Source organism: Aquimarina gracilis, assembly GCF_035285365.1.
GTDB lineage: Bacteria > Bacteroidota > Bacteroidia > Flavobacteriales > Flavobacteriaceae > Aquimarina > Aquimarina gracilis.
In genome coordinates this window covers 153,061-172,395 of the sequence record NZ_JAYKLX010000008.1, presented here as the reverse complement: position 1 = coordinate 172,395, position 19,335 = coordinate 153,061, and the positions used below count along the sequence as shown (strand labels likewise).

Here is a 19,335-nt window from a genome sequence, read left to right as displayed (position 1 = left end):
GGAAGTCAACAAAGGAGAATCAATTTTTCTTTTCTGGAGGATACTTGTCTAGCGATTTTTTGATCATCCTATGAAAAAGTTCGGTTTTGGTATTAGGAGAAGCGTTTTGATGAAATTTACTCTTGACAATCGCCTGCCATACCAATTCGTCTTTGGTTACATCTACAAAATCCATAGTAAGTTCGAGATAAGTATTTGAACCAATTGGAATATTACCCCCAATTCCAACATTTACTCCACCACCACCGCCTCCACCAAGGCCAACACCTATGGTATTGCCCGAAGCTTCTTTAGTAATTTGGGACGTGAAGTTAATATATATTCCAGGGGTTTCGGACCTTGCAAAACCTTCGGTTTGCATAAAAGATTCTGTAACCAATAGTAAACGTTTTTGATCCAATTCACTAAGTCCAGAATTCATCTCAGGATAAAAATTAAATGTTTTGTATATTGAGAAGTCTTGTTTTTCATCATAATCATGAATCACGTATGTACTGCCACAAGAGCATAATACTATCAAAAAAATAAAAAGAACTACTGGTTTCATACAAATTCGTTTTGCTATAAAATTACAAACAAAATCACAAGGATAGTATCTTTACAAGAATCTATAATAAAAGAAGCCGCTCAAATTAAATTTGAGCGGCTTTTAAATTTAATACTATTCTGTAGGTGTATGTTACACAACACCCTGGGCAAGCATTGCATCGGCTACTTTTACAAAACCGGCAATATTTGCTCCTTTTACATAATCAACGTATCCATTTCCATCGCTTCCATACTCAAGACAAGCGGCATGGATATCGTTCATGATTTGTTTTAACTTATCATCTACTTCTTCGCGAGTCCAATTAAAACGCAAAGAGTTTTGTGTCATTTCAAGACCTGATGTTGCTACACCTCCGGCATTAGAAGCTTTACCTGGTGCAAAAAAGATTTTTGCGTCATGAAATGCAGCAATAGCTTCGGGCGTACTAGGCATATTAGCACCTTCACTCACACAAATACAACCATTACCAATTAAGGTTTTGGCGTCATCCCCATTCAATTCATTTTGTGTAGCACATGGTAATGCAATATCACATTTTTCTCCCCAAGGTGTTTTGCCTTTGTGGAATACGGCAGAAGGGAACTTATCCACATACTCATGAATACGACCTCTTCTTTCATTTTTTAACTCCATAACAAAAGCTAATTTCTCATTGTCGATTCCATCTTTATCATAAATGTACCCTGAAGAATCTGAAAGTGTTACCACTTTTGCACCTAGCTGAATAGCTTTTTCGGTAGCATATTGTGCCACGTTTCCAGAACCTGAAACAGTAACTGTTTTTCCTTTAAAAGATTCTCCTTTGGTTTCTAGCATATTTTGAGCAAAATATACCGTACCGTATCCTGTTGCTTCAGGTCTGATCAAAGATCCTCCCCAGGTAATTCCTTTTCCGGTAAGAACACCGGTAAACTCGTTCTTCATTCTACGGTATTTTCCAAACAGGTATCCAATCTCACGAGTACCTACACCAATATCTCCAGCAGGAACATCGGTATTAGGGCCAATATGCCTGTATAATTCACTCATAAAACTATGGCAGAAACGCATAATTTCGTCATCTGATTTTCCCTTTGGATCAAAATCAGAGCCTCCTTTTCCACCTCCCATAGGAAGCGTAGTCAAGCTGTTCTTGAAAACTTGCTCAAAAGCCAAGAACTTAAGGATGCTTAAATTTACCGAAGGGTGAAAACGTAAACCTCCTTTATAAGGCCCGATAGCCGAATTCATCTGAATTCGATATCCTCTGTTTACATGAATTTCACCTTTATCATCTACCCACGGTACACGAAACATAATAGCTCTTTCTGGTTCTACCATTCTAAGCAAAATGTTTTTACCATTATAAATTTCATTTGAAGCGATGTAAGGAATTACAGTTTCTGCAACTTCTTGTACCGCTTGTAAGAACTCGGGCTCGTGAGCATTACGAGCTCTAACTTCTTCCATAAATGCATCAATCTTTGCTTGCATATGTTAAAAGGATTAATAGATTCTTATTTAATAACTAGAATTTGGACTCAAAGATATGATATTCCCAAAATACTAGCCCTATTTTTTTGAATTTAATAATAAATTAACCGATTGCCTGTTCCAAATCTGCAATGAGGTCATCCACATCCTCAATTCCAACACTAAGCCTAATTAGGGCATCCACTACCCCGGTCTTTTCTCGTTCTTCTTTTGGAATGGATGCATGAGTCATACTGGCAGGGTGTCCTGCAAGGCTTTCTACTCCACCAAGCGATTCGGCCAATGTAAAAATCTTTAGATTTTCAACTATTTTTATGGCACTTCCATAATTACTTCCTTTGGTTACAAAAGATATCATACCACCAAAACCGTCCATTTGCTCTTTGGCAATATCATGATTTGGATGATCCCCGAAACCTGGCCAATATACTTTTTCGATCTTAGGGTGATTCTTTAAATATTTTGCAATAGCCGCACCATTTTCACAATGGCGTTGCATACGAATATGTAATGTTTTGATTCCTCTTAGGGCAAGAAAACTATCTTGTGGACCACAAACAGCACCACTTGCATTTTGAATAAAATAGAGTTTTTCGGCAATTTCTTCATCTTTCACAATTAAGGCACCCATAACCAAGTCACTATGACCTCCAATATATTTTGTCGCACTGTGCATTACAATATCTGCCCCAAGATCCAAGGGTCTTTGTAAATAAGGAGTCGCAAAAGTATTATCTACTGCCAATAATAGGTTGTGCTTTTTTGAAACTACAGCAATTGACTTGATGTCTATGATATTCATCATTGGATTGGTAGGAGTTTCTACCCAAATCAATTTTGTGTTCTCATTCACATAACTTGCAACATTATCTGCATTTCCCATGCCGATGAAATGAAATTTGATCCCAAAATCTTCAAAAATCTTGGTAAACAATCGATAGGTTCCACCATATAAATCATTGGTAGAGATTACTTCATCACCTGGCTTTAATAATTTAATTACTGCATCTATAGCGGCAAGACCAGAACCAAAAGCCAAACCGAATTTTCCGTTTTCGATACTTGCCAATGAGTTTTCTAGTGCTTTCCTGGTTGGATTATGTGTTCTACTGTATTCAAATCCATTATGTCCTCCAGGAGTAGTTTGTGCATACGTAGAAGTTTGGTAAATAGGAGGCATTACAGCACCATAAGCCGGATCATGTTCTTGTCCTCCATGTATTGTTTTGGTATTAAATTTCACGTATTATATAATTTTCAATAAGAAAAAAATTAACTTACTCATTTTTATGTTAAAAAACTGAACAAATGTATGATTTAATTCGTTCTAATCATATTTCAATGAATATCTTTAGTAGATGATTAACACAAAAACTAACACAGGTTTAAAATTGTTTTTTTTCTTCGGAATTTTACTTGTTATCAAGGCCTGTAACACCGAAGAATCTTTCACTTTTGAAAAACAAAATGTAGCCGTAGAAAAACTACTAGATTGTAAAGATGATGACTGTGCTTCATTGGACATTAATCTGCTAAAAATCATAGATGACAAACCTGTCTGCAAAAAAATTAATACTGAAATCGAAAAAGTAGCCTGTGCCATTTTGAATGTAGGCGAAAACAAACCCCAAGAAACCGTAAAAGCAGCGGTGGTAGAATTTAATGAATCTTACAAAGATATGAGGGTAGAGTTTCCGGATGAGATCCCCCCTTATGAGGTCAGTATAACTTCAGAACTTAGTTTTCAATGCAAAAGTATGGTCTCGGTAATTATGGATTCTTATGTATTTACTGGTGGGGCTCATGGTTATGGTGGTATTTCTTTTATTAATATTGAAACCAAAACTGGGAAACGAATTCCAAACAAGGATTTGTTTAAGAGGTATTCAGATTTCATCACCTATGCAGAAAAAGTATTTCGCTCAAAGTTTGAAATCCTTGAGAATGAATCTATTAATAGCACCGGTTTCTTCTTTGAAGACGAAAAATTTAGTTTACCAGAAAATATTGGTTTTACCAACACCGAAGTTATCTTGTATTACAATCCCTACGAAATTAGCTCTTATGCTGAAGGACCTGTTGAAATAAAAATCAAAAAAGAAGATGTAGCGTCTTACTTTGCGTTTGACATATTGTAATCAGGTTTGTTTTTTGCTATCCAATTCATGGCTTCCGAAGTATACCAAAATTTAGAAAAATTATCAGCCTCAACGATCTGTTTAAAGTGATAAAAAGCTTTTTCTTGGTTACCTTTTCGATCGTGATAAACTCCCATATAAACATTTACATAAGGGTGTTCTGGATCTACTTTCAGTAATTTTGCGCTTATGGCTTCAATTTTTTCATCAAATTGATCGAATTCTCCAAGTTCTTTGTAAAAAGTAACCTCTTTTAAAAATGTAAGCGTGTGCAACAAATTGAGATCTGCATATTGCAAATAGTCAGGAAATTCAGAAAATGTTTTATTTAATAACACCTCACTTATTTCTATATGCTGATTATCAAATTGGGCCATAAAAGAGGATGCCAGGGCTTGCGCTAAAAGTTTTTTTCGATAAATATCAGTACTTGCATAATCCGCGCTACTTTTTAAAGATTCTTGATTTTCAAAAAGCGCCATTTCTGGTTCTAAAAAGACATAATTTTTTAAAAAACTTAAGGCAAAGAGTGATGACATTGCGTCTCCATAAATCAGCCTTGCCGGATCACTCATAAGATTATTATTTGCCAATAAGGTGAGCGTTAGTTTTTTTGATGGTACTTTAAGAAATAAACTCGAATAACAATCATACTGCCCATATCCCCATATTAAATTTTCGCCTTGAAATTCTTGATTAAAAATTCCATAACTATACGGTAAACTTGGGTCCAAGCCAGAAAACATCAATTTCTTAGATGCTTCAGAAATAAGGGTGTTATTGTCCAGAGCTTTATTAAAAATATGTAAATCGTTTATATCTGAAACAATCCCTGCAGAGGCTGAATACCCATAATCAATAAATCCGGTGGTAATACTATCTTTAAGAAAATAGGGCTTTGCAATTTTCAGACTATTTTGAGCAATTTGAATAGAATCTTTTAAAAGATGTGTGTTTTTTAAGCCTAAAGGAGTAAAAATTGCTTCATGCATATACGTATCAAAAGGTTTTTTTGAAGCTTCTGCAATTACTGCAGTTAGCGCCCCAAAACGATAGCTGTAATAAAAATTCTTACCTATTGCTCCTTGCGAAGTATGTGACAGGATGTGTTTTACAAGAATCGAATCATTAAGCTTGACATTGTGCAAATACTTTTGTAATGGGTCATCTAGTGACAGTTTCCCTTCTTCTGCTAATTTCATGATCAAAACACCAGAAAACACCTTGGTTAGCGATGCTACAGGAAATAATGTCGTTGTATCTAATTTTGTTTTTGATTCTAAATCAGAATAACCAAAATACTTCTGATACACTAGTTCTCCATCCTTCTGAACAGAGGCCGCCAAACCAGGAATTTGAAAGTACGTTTTTAGTTCTTTCAGTTCATCAGTAAATTGATCAGAGGTTTCGACTTTTATTGCTTTTTCCTTGGTGCACCCAAAAATCAAGACCATAACAAATATGAGTATAGATACGCTTCTCATGTTTATAGTTTATTGAATGAATAAATAACATAAGGATAATCTGTACTCAAACTAACGTATAAAAGGTTGATACCCCTAAAGCGCTTTTTTAAGTGCCAACATATATCCCAGGTGTATTCCTTCGTGAAAGTTATTAAAGTTCATAGCATCATCAAGCGATTTTAACACAAAACCTGTGCTGGTCGGATATTCATTAAAGTTTTTAAACAAGCCTGCTTCTAGGTCCTTTTCAGTTTGATCCAGAGTAGAAAACATTAGTGATTTTATCTGGTCGACTTCATCTTGAGATACGGCATCTTCAGTTTTTGTGCCCTTTCTAAATTTGCTAACCATATCATCATCAATCATCATAGGCAACCCGCTTAATTTATACATCAAAAGCTGCTGTGTAACAACAACATGAGCAATATTCCAGATTAGGTTGTTTTTAAAACCTTCGGGCACCTTATTTAATTGTTCTAATGAATGATTGTCCAAAATCTTCTGCATTAAACGGCGATTGGTTCTGGTGATTTCAAGAATATGTTGCATGTGGTTCTTAATTTTTAGCCAAAAATATGAGTTTTAATTTTGAAATGAATTTCCTTTGTGATGATTTTGACACTAAAAATTACTCACTGTGAAAAAAATTTATCATCTATCCACCTGCGATACTTGTAAGCGTATTTTGAATGAATTAAACCCTTCTTCAGAATTTATATTGCAAGACATTAAAACAGAAGCTATTACAACAGAACAAATTGAAGAAATGCACAAACTTGCTGGCAGCTATGAAGCTTTATTTAGTAAAAGAGCAAGATTGTATAAAGAACGTGACCTTAAAAATCAAAATCTATCAGAACAGGATTATAAAAATTTGATTCTTGAACATTATACCTTTCTAAAAAGACCTGTAATTATAACCGATAATCAAATTTTTGTAGGAAACAGCAAAAAAGTGGTTGAAGCTGCAAAATCGGTAATGTAATTTATGAGTAGAAGAGCCCTGGCCCTAGTTGCTGTAAGTTTTGTAGCGATATTTTATGGCGCAAACTATACCATCGCCAAAGATGTAATGCCACATTATATACAACCTTTTGGTTTTATCGTATTGAGGGTAGCAGGTGCTTTTCTATTGTTTTGGCTGATTAGTTTTTTGGGGCCTAAAGAAAAAATCGATCGCCAGGACTTTAAACAAATTGCCCTTGCGGCATTATTTGGTGTAGGAATTAATATGCTTGCTTTTTTTGAAGGTCTAAATCTTACAACTCCCATAAGTGCTTCCGTTTTGATGGTAACCACACCAATCATTGTTTTAATCCTGGCCGTTATTTTCCTTAAAGAAAAAATACGTTTTTTAAAGATTCTAGGAGTATTAATTGGTCTTTCGGGAACGTTACTTATCATACTTTATGGTACCGGAAAATCTATGACCGCCACTAATCCTACTTTAGGTAACTTTCTAATTTTTGTAAATGCGACCTCATATGCGTGCTACATTATCGTAGTTAAAAAAATCACTCAGAAATACCATCCCTTTACTTTTATAAAATGGATGTATGGTATAGGATTTTTCTTTGTCTTGCCTTTTGGACTATTTCAACTTCTGGAGATGCAACCTAGTACCATTCCGCTAGATGGATATCTAAAAATAGGGTACGTCATTGTGTTTGCAACTTTTGGGACTTATATCCTCAATATTTTTGCAATTAGAGAACTTAAGCCTACAACAGTCGCAGTATTTATTTATTTGCAACCAATGCTTGCATCAATTTTTGCTATAGGGTTGGGAAAAGACTCATTGGATATTGTCAAAATAACGGCCACCCTCCTGATTTTTATAGGAGTATACCTGGTAACCAAAAAGCCAAAAGTTTTAGGCTAAATCCACAGGTTTTTTATTAAATCTACGCGTATCTTCTTTGGTAAGCACTTTAAAGTCTGCCGGATGTTCTACCTTGTCCAAAAACTGTCGCATTTCGTCTGGAAGTGGAATTAATTTTCGGGTACCCAGATCCATCCATGCACCCATCATTTCGCATTGCGCAAAATTTCGTCCTTTGTAGTCGTAAAAATTATGCCTGAATTCGAAGAACATGCCATCTTCACTCATTCCAGATAACTCTAACGAAACTCGTACCGGTCTACCATAGAATACTTCTTTAAAATAATAAATGTGCTCATAAAACACTACCGGACCAATATTAAGCTTGCCTAATAACCTACGATCAAACCCTTTTTCTGTCAAAAAAGACATTCGTGTATGCGCCGCATATTCAATATAAGCTTTATTAGCCAAGTGACGATTGGCATCAATATCGTTCCATCTAATTTCAAAATCTTTTAAATACATATCCCCTGGTTTTGGAAATACAAAAATACAAAACATTTTATTATGCACGCATAATAAAATAGTATTAAAAATGCCGTATCTTTAGCTATACCTATGAATACCAAATCGAATATCAAGGCTTACAATAAGTTATCCGATCTCTACAAAGACGAAAGGGTTGGACAAAGCATCATGCAGGATGCCGATTTTACCATTCACCGTATGGAAATAGTGCATAACAAACCTGTTCAATCCCCTGTTTTTCGGGCCAATTACTTTTCGTTTGTATTAATCGAAAAAGGAAAAAGTTTTTATACCATTGATGATCATAAATTTCATACGAAGCCACACACCTTATATTTCACCAATCCAGGACATTTAAAATCTTTTGGAATCGAAGAAGTTGTGCATGGTTTTATTATCACTTCTTCTGAAGAATATTTAAAAGAACACATTCATGCCACAGTATTTGATGAGTTCTCTTTCTTACTCACAGAAATGGTTCCCCCTTGTTTTTTGGACAAAACCCGTTTTGATGAATTACAACATCTTGGCGAACAAATTTTTGAGGAACAAAACAAAAATTCGGCCCTTCGTCATAAAATAGTGAGCTCATTATTTATGGTGTTTTTATTGAAGGTTAAAGAATTTCTAATGCAAGACAATTCATTTAAAGTAGCCTATGATCGTGATAGTGAAATTGTAAATCAGTTCAAAAAAGACCTTGAAAGTACTTTTAGGTCAAATACGCTAAAAAACGGAGCTTTGCAGGTCTCGACTTTTGCCGAAACTCAACAACTGCATCCCGCCTATTTCTCAACGGTAATCAAAACCAAAACGGGTATTTCGGCAAATAAATGGATACAGGATAAAACTGTTACAGAAGCCCAAGCTTTACTTTCAAAATCTACTACACCCGTAAAAGAGATTGCGTATCGATTGGGATTTAATGAGCCTACTCATTTTTCTAAATTTTTTAAAAAACAAACAGGGTTAACGCCCAACCAATACCGAAAACAATAGGTTAGTGATTGAAAGAGAATTACACGTAAGTTTATATCATAAAAGAAAAGTTTGATTACGTATAGTAACTATGTATTTATAAAATAGCTAAGTTGTTGTATTTAGCAGTTAAAGGTCTTTAATTTAACATTATTACTGATATTAAAGTTAAAACAGGTTCTTATCTCATAGACAAACGGCTGATAATGAGGTTTTATATACGCAAATATTAGTTTAACTAAAGATTTAACTATAAAAATGTAACATCTGTGAGCTATATTCGTACTTATATATATGTAATATAAAACATATTTTAATTTGAATTAAAAGATTTTTATAATATATTTGAATCAACCCCCAAACTTCTAATCTTCTAAAAATGAGCGACAAAAAAGAAATAAAAGAAACTCAGAAGGAGTATACTAAAGTTACTAGTGAAGGTAAAATTTTTATAAAAACTTCCGATTTTTTTAAAATTGACAAAATACAAGAAACAATAAATCTATTTCTTGAATCAGATCTAATCAAAGAAATAGATAAAAGAAAGCAGCCTGTTGATAAAATAGTATCATAAATGCCTTGGAATCTTTTAATTTTTCCTCTTGCTGCAGCTTATTATGTTATAACAAGATCGTACCTTTTCAAATTTAGACAGCAAAGACTCGATAGACAACGACTTGTTTTTGAAAGTGTTCTTATTGGAACTTTTATAGCTTTTATAGCTTTTGTTCTTAGATTTTCTTTAGAGTTTATAAAGCCAGAATTAATACAACAGGTTTCTAAGGAGTTTCCTTTTAAACAACCTTTTACTATTACTTCGTTATCAACTGTAATATTATCTTGGTTTTTTGTTAAACTAAGTAATCCTCTATTAGATAAAAAGAAATACATAGGAAAATCAATTAAACGACTTGGTAATGAGTTAGAAATCATCTTAAAGGCTTCCTTTGATAAGAAAAAACTACTTCAATTTACTTTAAGTAGTGGTAAAGTATATGTTGGCTGGGTAAAAGAGTTACCAATACCATCTGTGTCTAATTATGTAAGAATAATACCGGCAATAAGTGGGTATAGGACAAATGAAACAAATGAAATTTTATTCACCTCTCAATATCTAAAAGTTTATTCAGAATATATTCAGGAAGGAAAAATAGTGACTTTGGATCAATTAAGTAGTGATTTAATTTTGGATTTAAATTGTGTTATAGGAGTTTCCTTTTTTGATTTAGAAATGTACGAAAGATTTAATCGATTAAGGAACGGAGAATAACTTCCTATAGATTAGATTTATCTTATTATTCCTAAAAGACATACCAAATATTATTTCTTCTTCAAGCAGTTTCTTTAGTAATATTTCCAACATCATGTATTTATGTTTTGGTGTACTAAAAACTTTTTATTAATTCTATTTCATATAAATTCACACAAGTTCCTTAAAAATCATTTTATCATGCAAACTAATCTTCTATTGTAAAACCTATTCAAGATTGATAATCTTCTTTTAACACCCCTCCAACCAAATACATAAATAAATACATTATCTTAAAAATGTACCTTTCTTCCTTAAAAATGTGCCTTTATCTGCGCGGTTTTCTAGATGATATTTGCAGTGTAATTATTTAATAATCATTTAAAAAACATAATATCATGAAAACTTTAGAAAACAAAATTGCATTGGTTACAGGAAGTAGCCGTGGACTAGGAAAAGAAATGGCGATTAGATTAGCACGGCAAGGTGCAGATATCTTGGTGACCTATAATTCAAACAAAACGCAAGCCAACGAAACGGTAAGTGAAATTGAAGCTTTAGGACAAAAGGCAGTTGCTTTTCAACTTAACGTTGGAGATGTCTCTACTTTTGACACTTTCTTTTCTGATGTAAAAAATGCTTTACAACAACACTGGAACGTTTCAAACTTTGATATTTTGGTGAATAATGCAGGGATCATTGCTCACGAAATGGTTGCCGAAACGTCTGAAGCTACTTTTGATAGCCTAATGAACATTCAGCTTAAAGGTCCTTTCTTTATTACTCAAAAGGCATTGACACTATTAAACGATGGCGGAAGAATTATTAATGTCTCTACTGGTTTGGCCAGATTTAGTATACCTGGGTACGGGGCCTATGCAGCCATGAAATCTGGTATTGAGACCCTTACCCGTTACCTTGCAAAAGAACTTGGTAGCAGACAAATTACTGTCAACACCATTGCACCTGGAGCCATTAATACCGACATGAATAAAGCTGCCCTAGAAAATAATCCAGAAATGGAAAAAATGTTATCCTCGGTAACCGCTTTGGGCCGTGTTGGGGTGGCACAAGACATTGGTGGTGTGGTAGCTTTTTTAGCCAGTGAAGATGCCCGTTGGATCAACGGTCAGCGTATCGAAGCTTCTGGCGGAATGTTCCTCTAATCTATTGATATCCATAAATTTTGACCCTACCGGTTTTGAAAACCAGTAGGGTCTTCTTATTTTAGAACAAAAATTCGCACATGTACATCAAAAGAAACATTGGTTGGGGACTCATTCTTCGCTATGCCTGGAAAAACGTTATTTTCTTTATTATTTATACCGCAGGGATCTTTTCTCTTTATTATTTTTTAGAATGGACCTTTATCGATATTCCGTTTCAACCCCTATCGGTTATTGGCATTGCCGTAGCATTTTATATTGGATTTAAAAATAGCCAAAGTTATGATCGCTTTTGGGAAGCCAGAAAAATCTGGGGAGGTATAGTAAACTATTCCCGTACATGGGCCAACCAGGTAGTAAGCCTGGTTAATGATACACAAGAAACCAAAAGTGTAATGATTCATCGTCATGTCGCTTGGATCAATGCACTTAGAATTCAACTGCGCCAACCTACTTCTTTTACGATTAAAGAAAATACAGCGGTAGAAAACCTTTTCAAAAAACATGGTGAACAAAAACCGGCTTGCGATGCGACCCGTGAATTTTTAAGCGAGGAAGAATATGCCGATTTATTACAACGTAAAAACACTGCGACCCATATCGTAAAAAACCAGGGGTTGCATGTTAAAAAGCTATGCGGCGAAGGAAAAATCACCGAATTCGATAAACAGCTCCTTCACGGTGTGCTAGAGGAATTATACAACCTTCAAGGGAAATGCGAACGAATCAAAAACACTCCATTTCCTAGGCAATACGCTTATTTTAGTACCGTATTTACCTGGATTTTTGTACTACTACTACCTTTTGGAATGTTGAATGTATTTGAATCTGAATTACAAGGCATGCATCAGGATATCCAACCTTGGTTTATCTTTTTAATGATTCCCTTATCTGTTTTGGTCTCATGGATATTCACTACCATGGAAAAAATAGGCAGCAATAGCGAAGATCCTTTTGAAGGTCGTGTAAATGATGTGCCTATGACTGCTTTGTGCAGGACTATAGAAATAGATCTGCGTGATATGCTTGATGAAGAAAATCTTCCTGAAAAAGTGCAAGCAAAAGATAATATCTTGTATTAATGCCAGTAATTAATTCAACCTATACCCCACCGCTAGTTTTTAGAAACGGACACTTTTCTACGATTTACCCCAACGTATTGCGAAAGGTAAATGGAGTACAACAGAAAAGGGAGCGTGTAGAACTAGATGATGGGGATTTCATTGACCTGGACTGGAGCTATGCATCTCCGACTACCAGCAAAGTTGCCATTATCATTCATGGACTAGAGGGAAATGCACAACGGCAATATATGATGGGGCTTGCCAAACATCTAAATCAAAATCATTGGGATACCGCATTGGTGAATCTTAGAAATTGTAGTGGTGAAGTTAATCGCCTTTACCGATCTTATAACGCCGGGGTTAGTGACGATTTAGAACGCATTGTAAACCATATAGTTTCAAAAGATAAATACACCAATATATCATTATGCGGATTTAGTCTCGGCGGAAACGTAACTTTAAAATATTTGGGCGAAGGACGAAATCTACCTTCAGAAATAACAGCAGCCGTAGCGGTTTCGGCACCATGTGACCTATACAATTCTCTTTTAGAGATCAACAAACCAAAAAATTACATCTATGAGCAGCGATTTATACGACATTTAAAGGCTAAGTTGTTTGAACGACAAGTAGTATTTCCAGACAAAATCACCAAATCTGATATCAAAGCTTGTTCTTCACTTATTGACATCGATAATCTGTACACTAGTTTAGCTCATGGGTATAAAGACGCCATTGATTATTATTCCCAATGCAGCAGTAGACAGTTCTTGAAAAACATTGAAACCCCCACATTGATCCTAAATGCCAAAAATGATTCTTTTTTAGGAAATCGCTGTTACCCAGAGGATGAAGCTAAAGAAAATCGAAATGTATTCCTCGAAATTCCAAAATACGGAGGGCATGTTGGATTTTATTTTCCGGGAAAAACCTACTACAATGAAGCACGAACCCTCGAATTTTTCGAAAAAATGTCTGATTTTCAATAGATAAAGTAAGACTTTACTTACAATAGTTTTCACTTAAACGAACGTTAAGCCATTGTTAAGGTTTTATAAAGAATTTTCTACTCATTTAATCGAAAAACTTTTTTTTATTAGGAATATTTTAAGAGTTTTGGTCGTTTCCTTAAGAATTTTCAAGGAAATCAAATTAATGCTAACTCAAACTCAATAAAAATGAAAAAAAGCTACAGAAGCCTCATTTCTTCACTGAGCTTCACGGAAAACAAATGGGGGACATTTGTATTTTTTACGATGCTACTTTTGTCTGCGGGAATTTATGCGCAGACCCCTGAACAAATTGGGAAAATGACCCAAGAGAACAATCAGGCAAAACTAAATCAACTGCAAGCTGACTTTTCCCAAAAAGCAGTATTAGACAAAAAACAAGCGGTACAAGCTGCTAAATTGTATGGATGGGAGACTAAAATCCAAGCAAAAGATGGAAGTTTTGCCGAATTACAAAAAGTATATACTGATTCTAAAGGAGTAAAACATCCTATCTATTTTACAACTTACAACGTAGATGCCGCTAGATCAACCAGAGCAGATCACTTGAATAGTGGTGGTTCTTTAGGCCTTAACCTAGACGGACAAAACATGACTGCCCACGTATGGGATGGTGGTCATGCTCGTATTACTCACCAGGAATATGACGGCCCTGGAGGAAACAATCGTGTTTCTGTAGAAGATGCCGCATCTGAAGGAGGTACACAGCTTAACTTCCATGCTGCGCACGTTACAGGAACAGTTGTAGCATCTGGGGTACAAGCTAGTGCAAAAGGTATGGCGCCTCAAGCAAAAGTTAAAGGATATATGTGGAACAACGATGTGGCTGAAGCAACTACCGCTGCTGCAAACGGAATGATTCTTTCTAACCACTCATATGGTTTTAGAAGTGACTTGGTTCCTGATCAGTATTTTGGTGCTTATATCGATGAGTCAAGAAACTGGGATGAAGTAATGTTCAACGCACCTTTCTACTTAATGGTTGTTGCAGCAGGTAACGATGGTAACCAAAACAGTTACAACGGTGCTCCGCTTGACGGAAACTCTTCTTATGATAAATTAACTGGTCACTCTACTTCAAAAAACAACCTTGTTGTTGCTAATGCTCAAGACGCGAATGTAAACAGCAATGGCTCTTTGGTAAGTGTTTCAATCAACAGTTCAAGTAGTGAAGGTCCTACTGATGATTATCGTATTAAGCCAGATATTACTGGTAATGGTACTGGTGTATACTCTACCTATCAAAACAGTGACACTGCCTATAATAGCATTACCGGTACGTCTATGGCATCGCCAAACGTAACGGGATCTCTTTTGTTATTACAGCAGCACTATAGCAACCTTAACGGAAACCTTATGAAAGCTGCAACCCTAAAAGGTTTAGCTTTACATACTGCAGATGATGCAGGACCTTCTGGACCAGATGCCGTTTACGGATGGGGATTATTAAACGCTAAAGCTGCTGCCGAAACTATTTCGAATGTAGCTGGTGGTGAGTCTAAAGTTGAAGAATTAACATTGACTAGTGGTCAAACCTATACAATTACTGTAGATTCTGATGGAGTAAACCCATTATTGGCTTCTATCTCTTGGACAGACAGACCTGGTACAGCTACTACAGCAACCAATTCAAACACTCCGGTACTTGTAAATGACTTAGATATTAGAGTATCTCAAGGGTCAACTACTTTTAGCCCTTACAGATTAACAGGAATTACAACAAATGGTACAGGAGACAACAACGTAGATCCTTTTGAAAGAGTAGACGTTTCTGGTGCTTCTGGAACATATACAATTACAGTAACTCACAAAGGTTCTTTAACAGGTGGAAGTCAAAACTTCTCTCTTGTAGTTACAGGTTTAACAGGAACTCCTGTAGTATGTAATGCAACAGTACCAACAGGTGTTGCTGCTTCAAATGTTACTTATGATTCAGCTACTATCGCATGGACTGCAGTACCTGCGGCAACTTATGATTTAAGATATCGTGTAGCTGGAGCTTCTTCTTGGACTAACCAACAAGATATTAGCGGTGCTTCTGCTAACCTTACTGGATTAACTGAATTAACTTCATACGAAGTACAGGTAAGAAGTAAGTGTTCTGATGGTACTACTTCTTCTTACAGCAGCACAGCTACGTTCAGCACTCCAGAGTTCCAATTGGTATATTGTGCGTCTAATGGGCAAAGTGTTGCCGACGAATATATAAGCAATGTACAATTAGAAACTATCAATAATGCATCTGGTGCAGGATCTGGTGGATATAATGATTTCACGTCAATCTCGACTAGTCTTGCAAAAGGTAGTGATTATACAATTACGGTTACACCAACATGGACAGGAACTACTTATAACGAAGGATATAGCGTTTGGATAGATTATAACCAAAATGGTGACTTTACTGATGCAGGTGAGCAAGTTTGGACACAGGCTGCTACACAAACGACACCAGTAAGTGGAACCTTTACAGTTCCTGCCGGAGCTCTTGATGGAAATACCAGAATGCGTGTTTCTATGAAGTACAATGGCGTTCCTACTTCTTGTGAGTCTTTCCAATATGGTGAAGTTGAAGATTATACAGTAGTAATCGGAGGAGCTACTGCAGATACTCAAGCTCCAACAGCTCCAACAGCATTAGCTGCTACGAGCGTTACAGAAACAACATTAACATTGAACTGGACAGCTTCTACCGATAATGTAGGAGTTACTGGATACGATGTATATCAAGGTAGCTCAGTTTTAGGAACTGTAACCAATACAACTGCCAATGTAACTGGATTAACTGCAAATACTGCTTATCAATTTAGTGTTATAGCAAAAGATGCTGCAGGTAACGAATCTGCTGCAAGTAATGTAGTAAATGTAACTACTGCCGGAGGTGGTGGTGGAACAGGATGTACTTCTGGCATTACTGCTTTCCCATATAATGAAGGATTTGAAAATACTTTAGGTGCATGGACTCAGTCTACTGCAGATGATATTAACTGGACAGTTGATGCTAGCGGAACTCCGTCAAACGGAACCGGACCTTCTAGTGCTAACCAAGGAACTTACTACATCTATGTAGAGGCTTCTGGAAATGGAACTGGATATCCTAACAAGCAAGCAATCTTAACTTCTCCTTGTTTTGATTTATCAAGCCTTGCTCAAGCTAGTTTCAAATTTAACTACCACATGTATGGCGCTGCCGATATGGGAAGTATTGCTGTAGAAGCTAGTACTGACGAAGGTGCTACATGGACAAGTATTTGGAGCCAAACTGGTAACAAAGGTAACTCTTGGCAAAGTGCAGATATCGACCTTGCTGCTTATGTAGGAGGTGGTGTACAGTTAAGATTCAATAGAATCACAGGTGCTACATGGCAAGCTGATATTGCTATCGATAATGTATCGTTAAGCGATAGTACAGGTGGCGGACCAGTAGATCAGTGTGAAGGTGTACCAGCATGGAGCAGCACACAATCATACCAAGCAGGTGATCGCGTAACATACCAAGGTAATCTATATGAAAGAACGGCTACAGGATGGACCAACCTTGGACCATGTGGTACTACGGCTTCATTTGCCACTACTAGTGACCTTGCAGGACCACCAGTATTTGGTAAGATTAGTGCATACCCTAACCCAACACGTGGAGATTTATTCATCTCTATGCAAGATAATAGAGAGCATACTTATGTAATCTATAGTTTACTTGGTAATGTAGTAGGTAAAGGAACCTTTATCAACAAAATTGACACAAGAAGCTTAGAAACTGGAGTATACATGCTTAGAATTGACGAAAGAGATATGATTCGATTCGCAAGACAGTAAAACCAATAAATAAACAAAGTTTTAAACCCCTGAAACAAATGTTTCAGGGGTTTGTTTTTATTTTAAAACAAAAAATATCAGTTTCAAAAAATGAAACTTAAATATTGTATTCTTGCAGTAGTCCAAATTCAATAACTCGACGGAATTTGTATAAAAATGAAATACTGGATCACCAATAGTGGAAATGACAAGGTAATAGTAATTACCAATGATGTAATCTACAACGCTAACCCAAGCAGGAAAAAAATCAACAGTTATACAAGAGAATTAGAAAAAGGCAATATTCCAAAACAAATTACTGGGGTTCCCATTTATCAAATCAAATCAATTCGCATAGATAATCACTCAGATAAGATTTACATCATTAAAAACAACAAAGACCAAGATGAAATTGATTTGGATACCCGCAATAATAAGATGGAAATATTTAACTATCTAAAGAGTGAAATATTCTCGGATAAAAAAGTTTTGGACTACGTCCAAAGTGTAGGCACAAGATTGTTCAAGCAAATTGTTCCATTGGCAGTGATATTATTTTTCACTTTTCTTACCTATTCATATGCACAAGATTTGGAAATTGGTTATGAATATCAAATTACAGGCCACCGAACAAGAGGAGTAGCTACTGGTGGAATTCTATTAGGTATAGCCGACACTCTAGGTAGTACAGGTGTATTATTACTAGGGACAACTTTAAGCCTGATTCCAATATACTTTATGATACAGGTAATAAGAACAAAGAAAAACATTACAAAGATTATTATTAAATGACTTCACTGCCGTTAAATACTCTATAATTAAATTTACAAACTGAATTTAACGAACCTTAACACAACGTCTACACCTTTTTTACATCTACAGTAAAAAGTAAAATGATGATTAAAAAGATAATCAGTTTGTTTTGTGTGGTATTTATGGTTACAAGTTGTAGCAACGACGATGATGTAAATACCAATTGTGATCAACTAGTAGAAGTAAGTGGAGAACAATTTAAAAACGCTCCCAACGATCAACACTTTATAAATAGCGTAGCTATTAATGGGGATTGTTTAAATATAAGTTTTAGTTCAGGTGGCTGTGATGGTGACAGCTGGGAAATAAAACTTATAGATTCAGAAGTGGTATTATTTTCCTCTCCTCCACAACGTAATCTACGACTATCCTTAAAAAATGAAGAGTTATGCGACGCCGTAATTACCAAAGAAATTACATTTGATATTCAAGCATTACAGGTTAGTGGTAATCAAATACTACTTAATATCGAAAATTTTGAAGATCAAATAAGCTACGAGTATTAAAGGATGATTTACTAAACAGCAGATACTTCTATACATTTTGTAACTTTATTGGATGACGTAGGTATTTTTTCTACTACAAAAATCCAATAACATGATAGATGATGATAAAATAATGACGCTACATCCCCAAGGTAAAACAGGAGTAAATATTCTTAAAAGAAGGTATAATATAATCAAAGATTTTATACTCAAAACCATCAAAGAACACACACAAATTTCTTATGAAAAATTAAGTGACATGGCAATAGAAGAACTTTCTACTTCTTTTGACGGTAAAGTTGTTTGGTACATTGTAACGGTAAAACTAGACCTTGAAGCCAGGGAAATCATTGAACGTGTCCCTAAAACCAGCCCGCATGAATTACGTCTGAAAAATTAAAATTATCGTCCTTTTCAAAGAATATATCACTCCACAATACTCTCAAGAAAACCCTCAATATGAAACGCAAGTACATTTTTTTAATTCTGGCCATAGTTGGTGTATGCTATACCTGGTATTTTAATATTCAGTTTTATATCACTGCCGAAGACACTTCTCTGCTTAACTACATTGCTCAAACCAAAACTACATTTCCTGCAAGATCTTTTAGTGCAGATCTTTTAGTTGTAGTCATCGCATTTTTTGTGTGGTACATTCCTGAGGCGATCAAATTAAAAATAAAATATTGGTGGATTTTGATCCCGCTCACATTTTTGGTAGCCATTGCCTTTACTTTTCCGCTTTTCTTGTATATGAGACAATCTAAATTAGATAAATTGAACACATCTGAACAATAA

General features: G+C 35.5%; 20 protein-coding genes. 14 read left to right on the top strand and 6 right to left on the bottom strand.

Translation table 11 applies throughout. From position 1 onward, the window contains the following. Positions 1-19 precede the first annotated feature (19 nt). The 3 genes from U6A24_RS17425 to U6A24_RS17415 form a co-directional block, all read right to left on the bottom strand. Positions 20-547, bottom strand: a complete 528-nt coding sequence (locus U6A24_RS17425) for a DUF4136 domain-containing protein (RefSeq protein WP_324181282.1) — start codon at positions 545-547, stop codon at positions 20-22. Positions 548-679: 132 nt separating this feature from the next. Beyond that, positions 680-2,023: an NADP-specific glutamate dehydrogenase gene (gene gdhA, locus U6A24_RS17420; RefSeq protein WP_324181281.1), complete on the bottom strand. Its 1,344-nt coding sequence runs from the start codon at positions 2,021-2,023 to the stop codon at positions 680-682. A gap of 103 nt (positions 2,024-2,126) precedes the next feature. Next, entirely contained in the window at positions 2,127-3,266 is a 1,140-nt protein-coding gene (locus U6A24_RS17415) for a cystathionine gamma-synthase (protein ID WP_324181280.1), read from the bottom strand. Between the two features lie 115 nt (positions 3,267-3,381). Between U6A24_RS17415 and U6A24_RS17410 the strand changes: the two genes are divergently transcribed. Then, positions 3,382-4,161: a DUF3298 and DUF4163 domain-containing protein gene (locus U6A24_RS17410; RefSeq protein WP_324181279.1), complete on the top strand. Its 780-nt coding sequence runs from the start codon at positions 3,382-3,384 to the stop codon at positions 4,159-4,161. Here the strand turns inward: U6A24_RS17410 and U6A24_RS17405 are convergent. Together U6A24_RS17405 and U6A24_RS17400 are read right to left on the bottom strand one after the other, a co-directional pair. After that, a complete protein-coding gene (locus U6A24_RS17405; RefSeq protein WP_324181278.1) occupies positions 4,137-5,645 on the bottom strand; it encodes a serine hydrolase domain-containing protein in 1,509 nt (502 codons plus the stop codon). The two genes, U6A24_RS17410 and U6A24_RS17405, sit on opposite strands and share 25 nt — an antisense overlap. 75 nt (positions 5,646-5,720) lie before the next feature. After that, positions 5,721-6,176 (bottom strand): DinB family protein, encoded by a 456-nt coding sequence (locus U6A24_RS17400; RefSeq protein WP_324181277.1) that lies wholly within the window; start codon positions 6,174-6,176, stop codon positions 5,721-5,723. Positions 6,177-6,264: 88 nt separating this feature from the next. Between U6A24_RS17400 and U6A24_RS17395 the strand changes: the two genes are divergently transcribed. Continuing rightward, positions 6,265-6,612, top strand: a complete 348-nt coding sequence (locus U6A24_RS17395) for an arsenate reductase family protein (protein ID WP_324181276.1) — start codon at positions 6,265-6,267, stop codon at positions 6,610-6,612. A 3-nt stretch (positions 6,613-6,615) separates the two neighbouring features. Continuing rightward, complete coding sequence (locus tag U6A24_RS17390) at positions 6,616-7,509, top strand: DMT family transporter (protein WP_324181275.1); 894 nt, start codon at positions 6,616-6,618, stop codon at positions 7,507-7,509. On the opposite strand, the gene U6A24_RS17385 is transcribed toward U6A24_RS17390, so the two are convergent. After that, on the bottom strand, positions 7,501-7,977 hold the full coding sequence (locus U6A24_RS17385; RefSeq protein WP_324181274.1) for an acyl-CoA thioesterase: 477 nt from the start codon (positions 7,975-7,977) through the stop codon (positions 7,501-7,503). The two genes, U6A24_RS17390 and U6A24_RS17385, sit on opposite strands and share 9 nt — an antisense overlap. 93 nt (positions 7,978-8,070) lie before the next feature. On the opposite strand from U6A24_RS17385, the gene U6A24_RS17380 reads away from it, so the two are divergent. From U6A24_RS17380 to U6A24_RS17330, 11 genes are all read left to right on the top strand, one after another. After that, positions 8,071-8,979, top strand: a complete 909-nt coding sequence (locus U6A24_RS17380) for a helix-turn-helix domain-containing protein (protein ID WP_324181273.1) — start codon at positions 8,071-8,073, stop codon at positions 8,977-8,979. 358 nt (positions 8,980-9,337) lie between these two features. Continuing rightward, positions 9,338-9,532 (top strand): hypothetical protein, encoded by a 195-nt coding sequence (locus U6A24_RS17375; RefSeq protein WP_324181272.1) that lies wholly within the window; start codon positions 9,338-9,340, stop codon positions 9,530-9,532. After that, the gene (locus U6A24_RS17370) at positions 9,533-10,228 is read left to right on the top strand and encodes a hypothetical protein (RefSeq protein WP_324181271.1); all 696 of its coding nucleotides are present in this window, start codon (positions 9,533-9,535) and stop codon (positions 10,226-10,228) included. It begins immediately after the preceding gene. 377 nt (positions 10,229-10,605) lie between these two features. Next, on the top strand, positions 10,606-11,373 hold the full coding sequence (locus tag U6A24_RS17365; RefSeq protein ID WP_324181270.1) for an SDR family oxidoreductase: 768 nt from the start codon (positions 10,606-10,608) through the stop codon (positions 11,371-11,373). 80 nt (positions 11,374-11,453) lie between these two features. Then, complete coding sequence (locus U6A24_RS17360) at positions 11,454-12,455, top strand: bestrophin family protein (RefSeq protein WP_324181269.1); 1,002 nt, start codon at positions 11,454-11,456, stop codon at positions 12,453-12,455. Continuing rightward, complete coding sequence (locus U6A24_RS17355; RefSeq protein WP_324181268.1) at positions 12,455-13,426, top strand: YheT family hydrolase; 972 nt, start codon at positions 12,455-12,457, stop codon at positions 13,424-13,426. Before U6A24_RS17360 ends, U6A24_RS17355 begins: the two co-directional genes overlap by 1 nt. Positions 13,427-13,615: 189 nt before the next feature. Further along, positions 13,616-17,260 carry a S8 family serine peptidase gene (locus U6A24_RS17350; protein WP_324181267.1) on the top strand — a complete coding sequence of 1,215 codons (3,645 nt, stop codon included), beginning with the start codon at positions 13,616-13,618 and terminating at the stop codon, positions 17,258-17,260. A gap of 156 nt (positions 17,261-17,416) precedes the next feature. Further along, the gene (locus U6A24_RS17345) at positions 17,417-18,031 is read left to right on the top strand and encodes a hypothetical protein (protein WP_324181266.1); all 615 of its coding nucleotides are present in this window, start codon (positions 17,417-17,419) and stop codon (positions 18,029-18,031) included. A 104-nt stretch (positions 18,032-18,135) separates the two neighbouring features. Next, positions 18,136-18,558: a hypothetical protein gene (locus tag U6A24_RS17340; RefSeq protein ID WP_324181265.1), complete on the top strand. Its 423-nt coding sequence runs from the start codon at positions 18,136-18,138 to the stop codon at positions 18,556-18,558. A 91-nt stretch (positions 18,559-18,649) separates the two neighbouring features. Beyond that, positions 18,650-18,937: a DUF6958 family protein gene (locus U6A24_RS17335; protein ID WP_324181264.1), complete on the top strand. Its 288-nt coding sequence runs from the start codon at positions 18,650-18,652 to the stop codon at positions 18,935-18,937. A 59-nt stretch (positions 18,938-18,996) separates the two neighbouring features. Further along, positions 18,997-19,335 (top strand): DUF2834 domain-containing protein, encoded by a 339-nt coding sequence (locus U6A24_RS17330; protein WP_324181263.1) that lies wholly within the window; start codon positions 18,997-18,999, stop codon positions 19,333-19,335.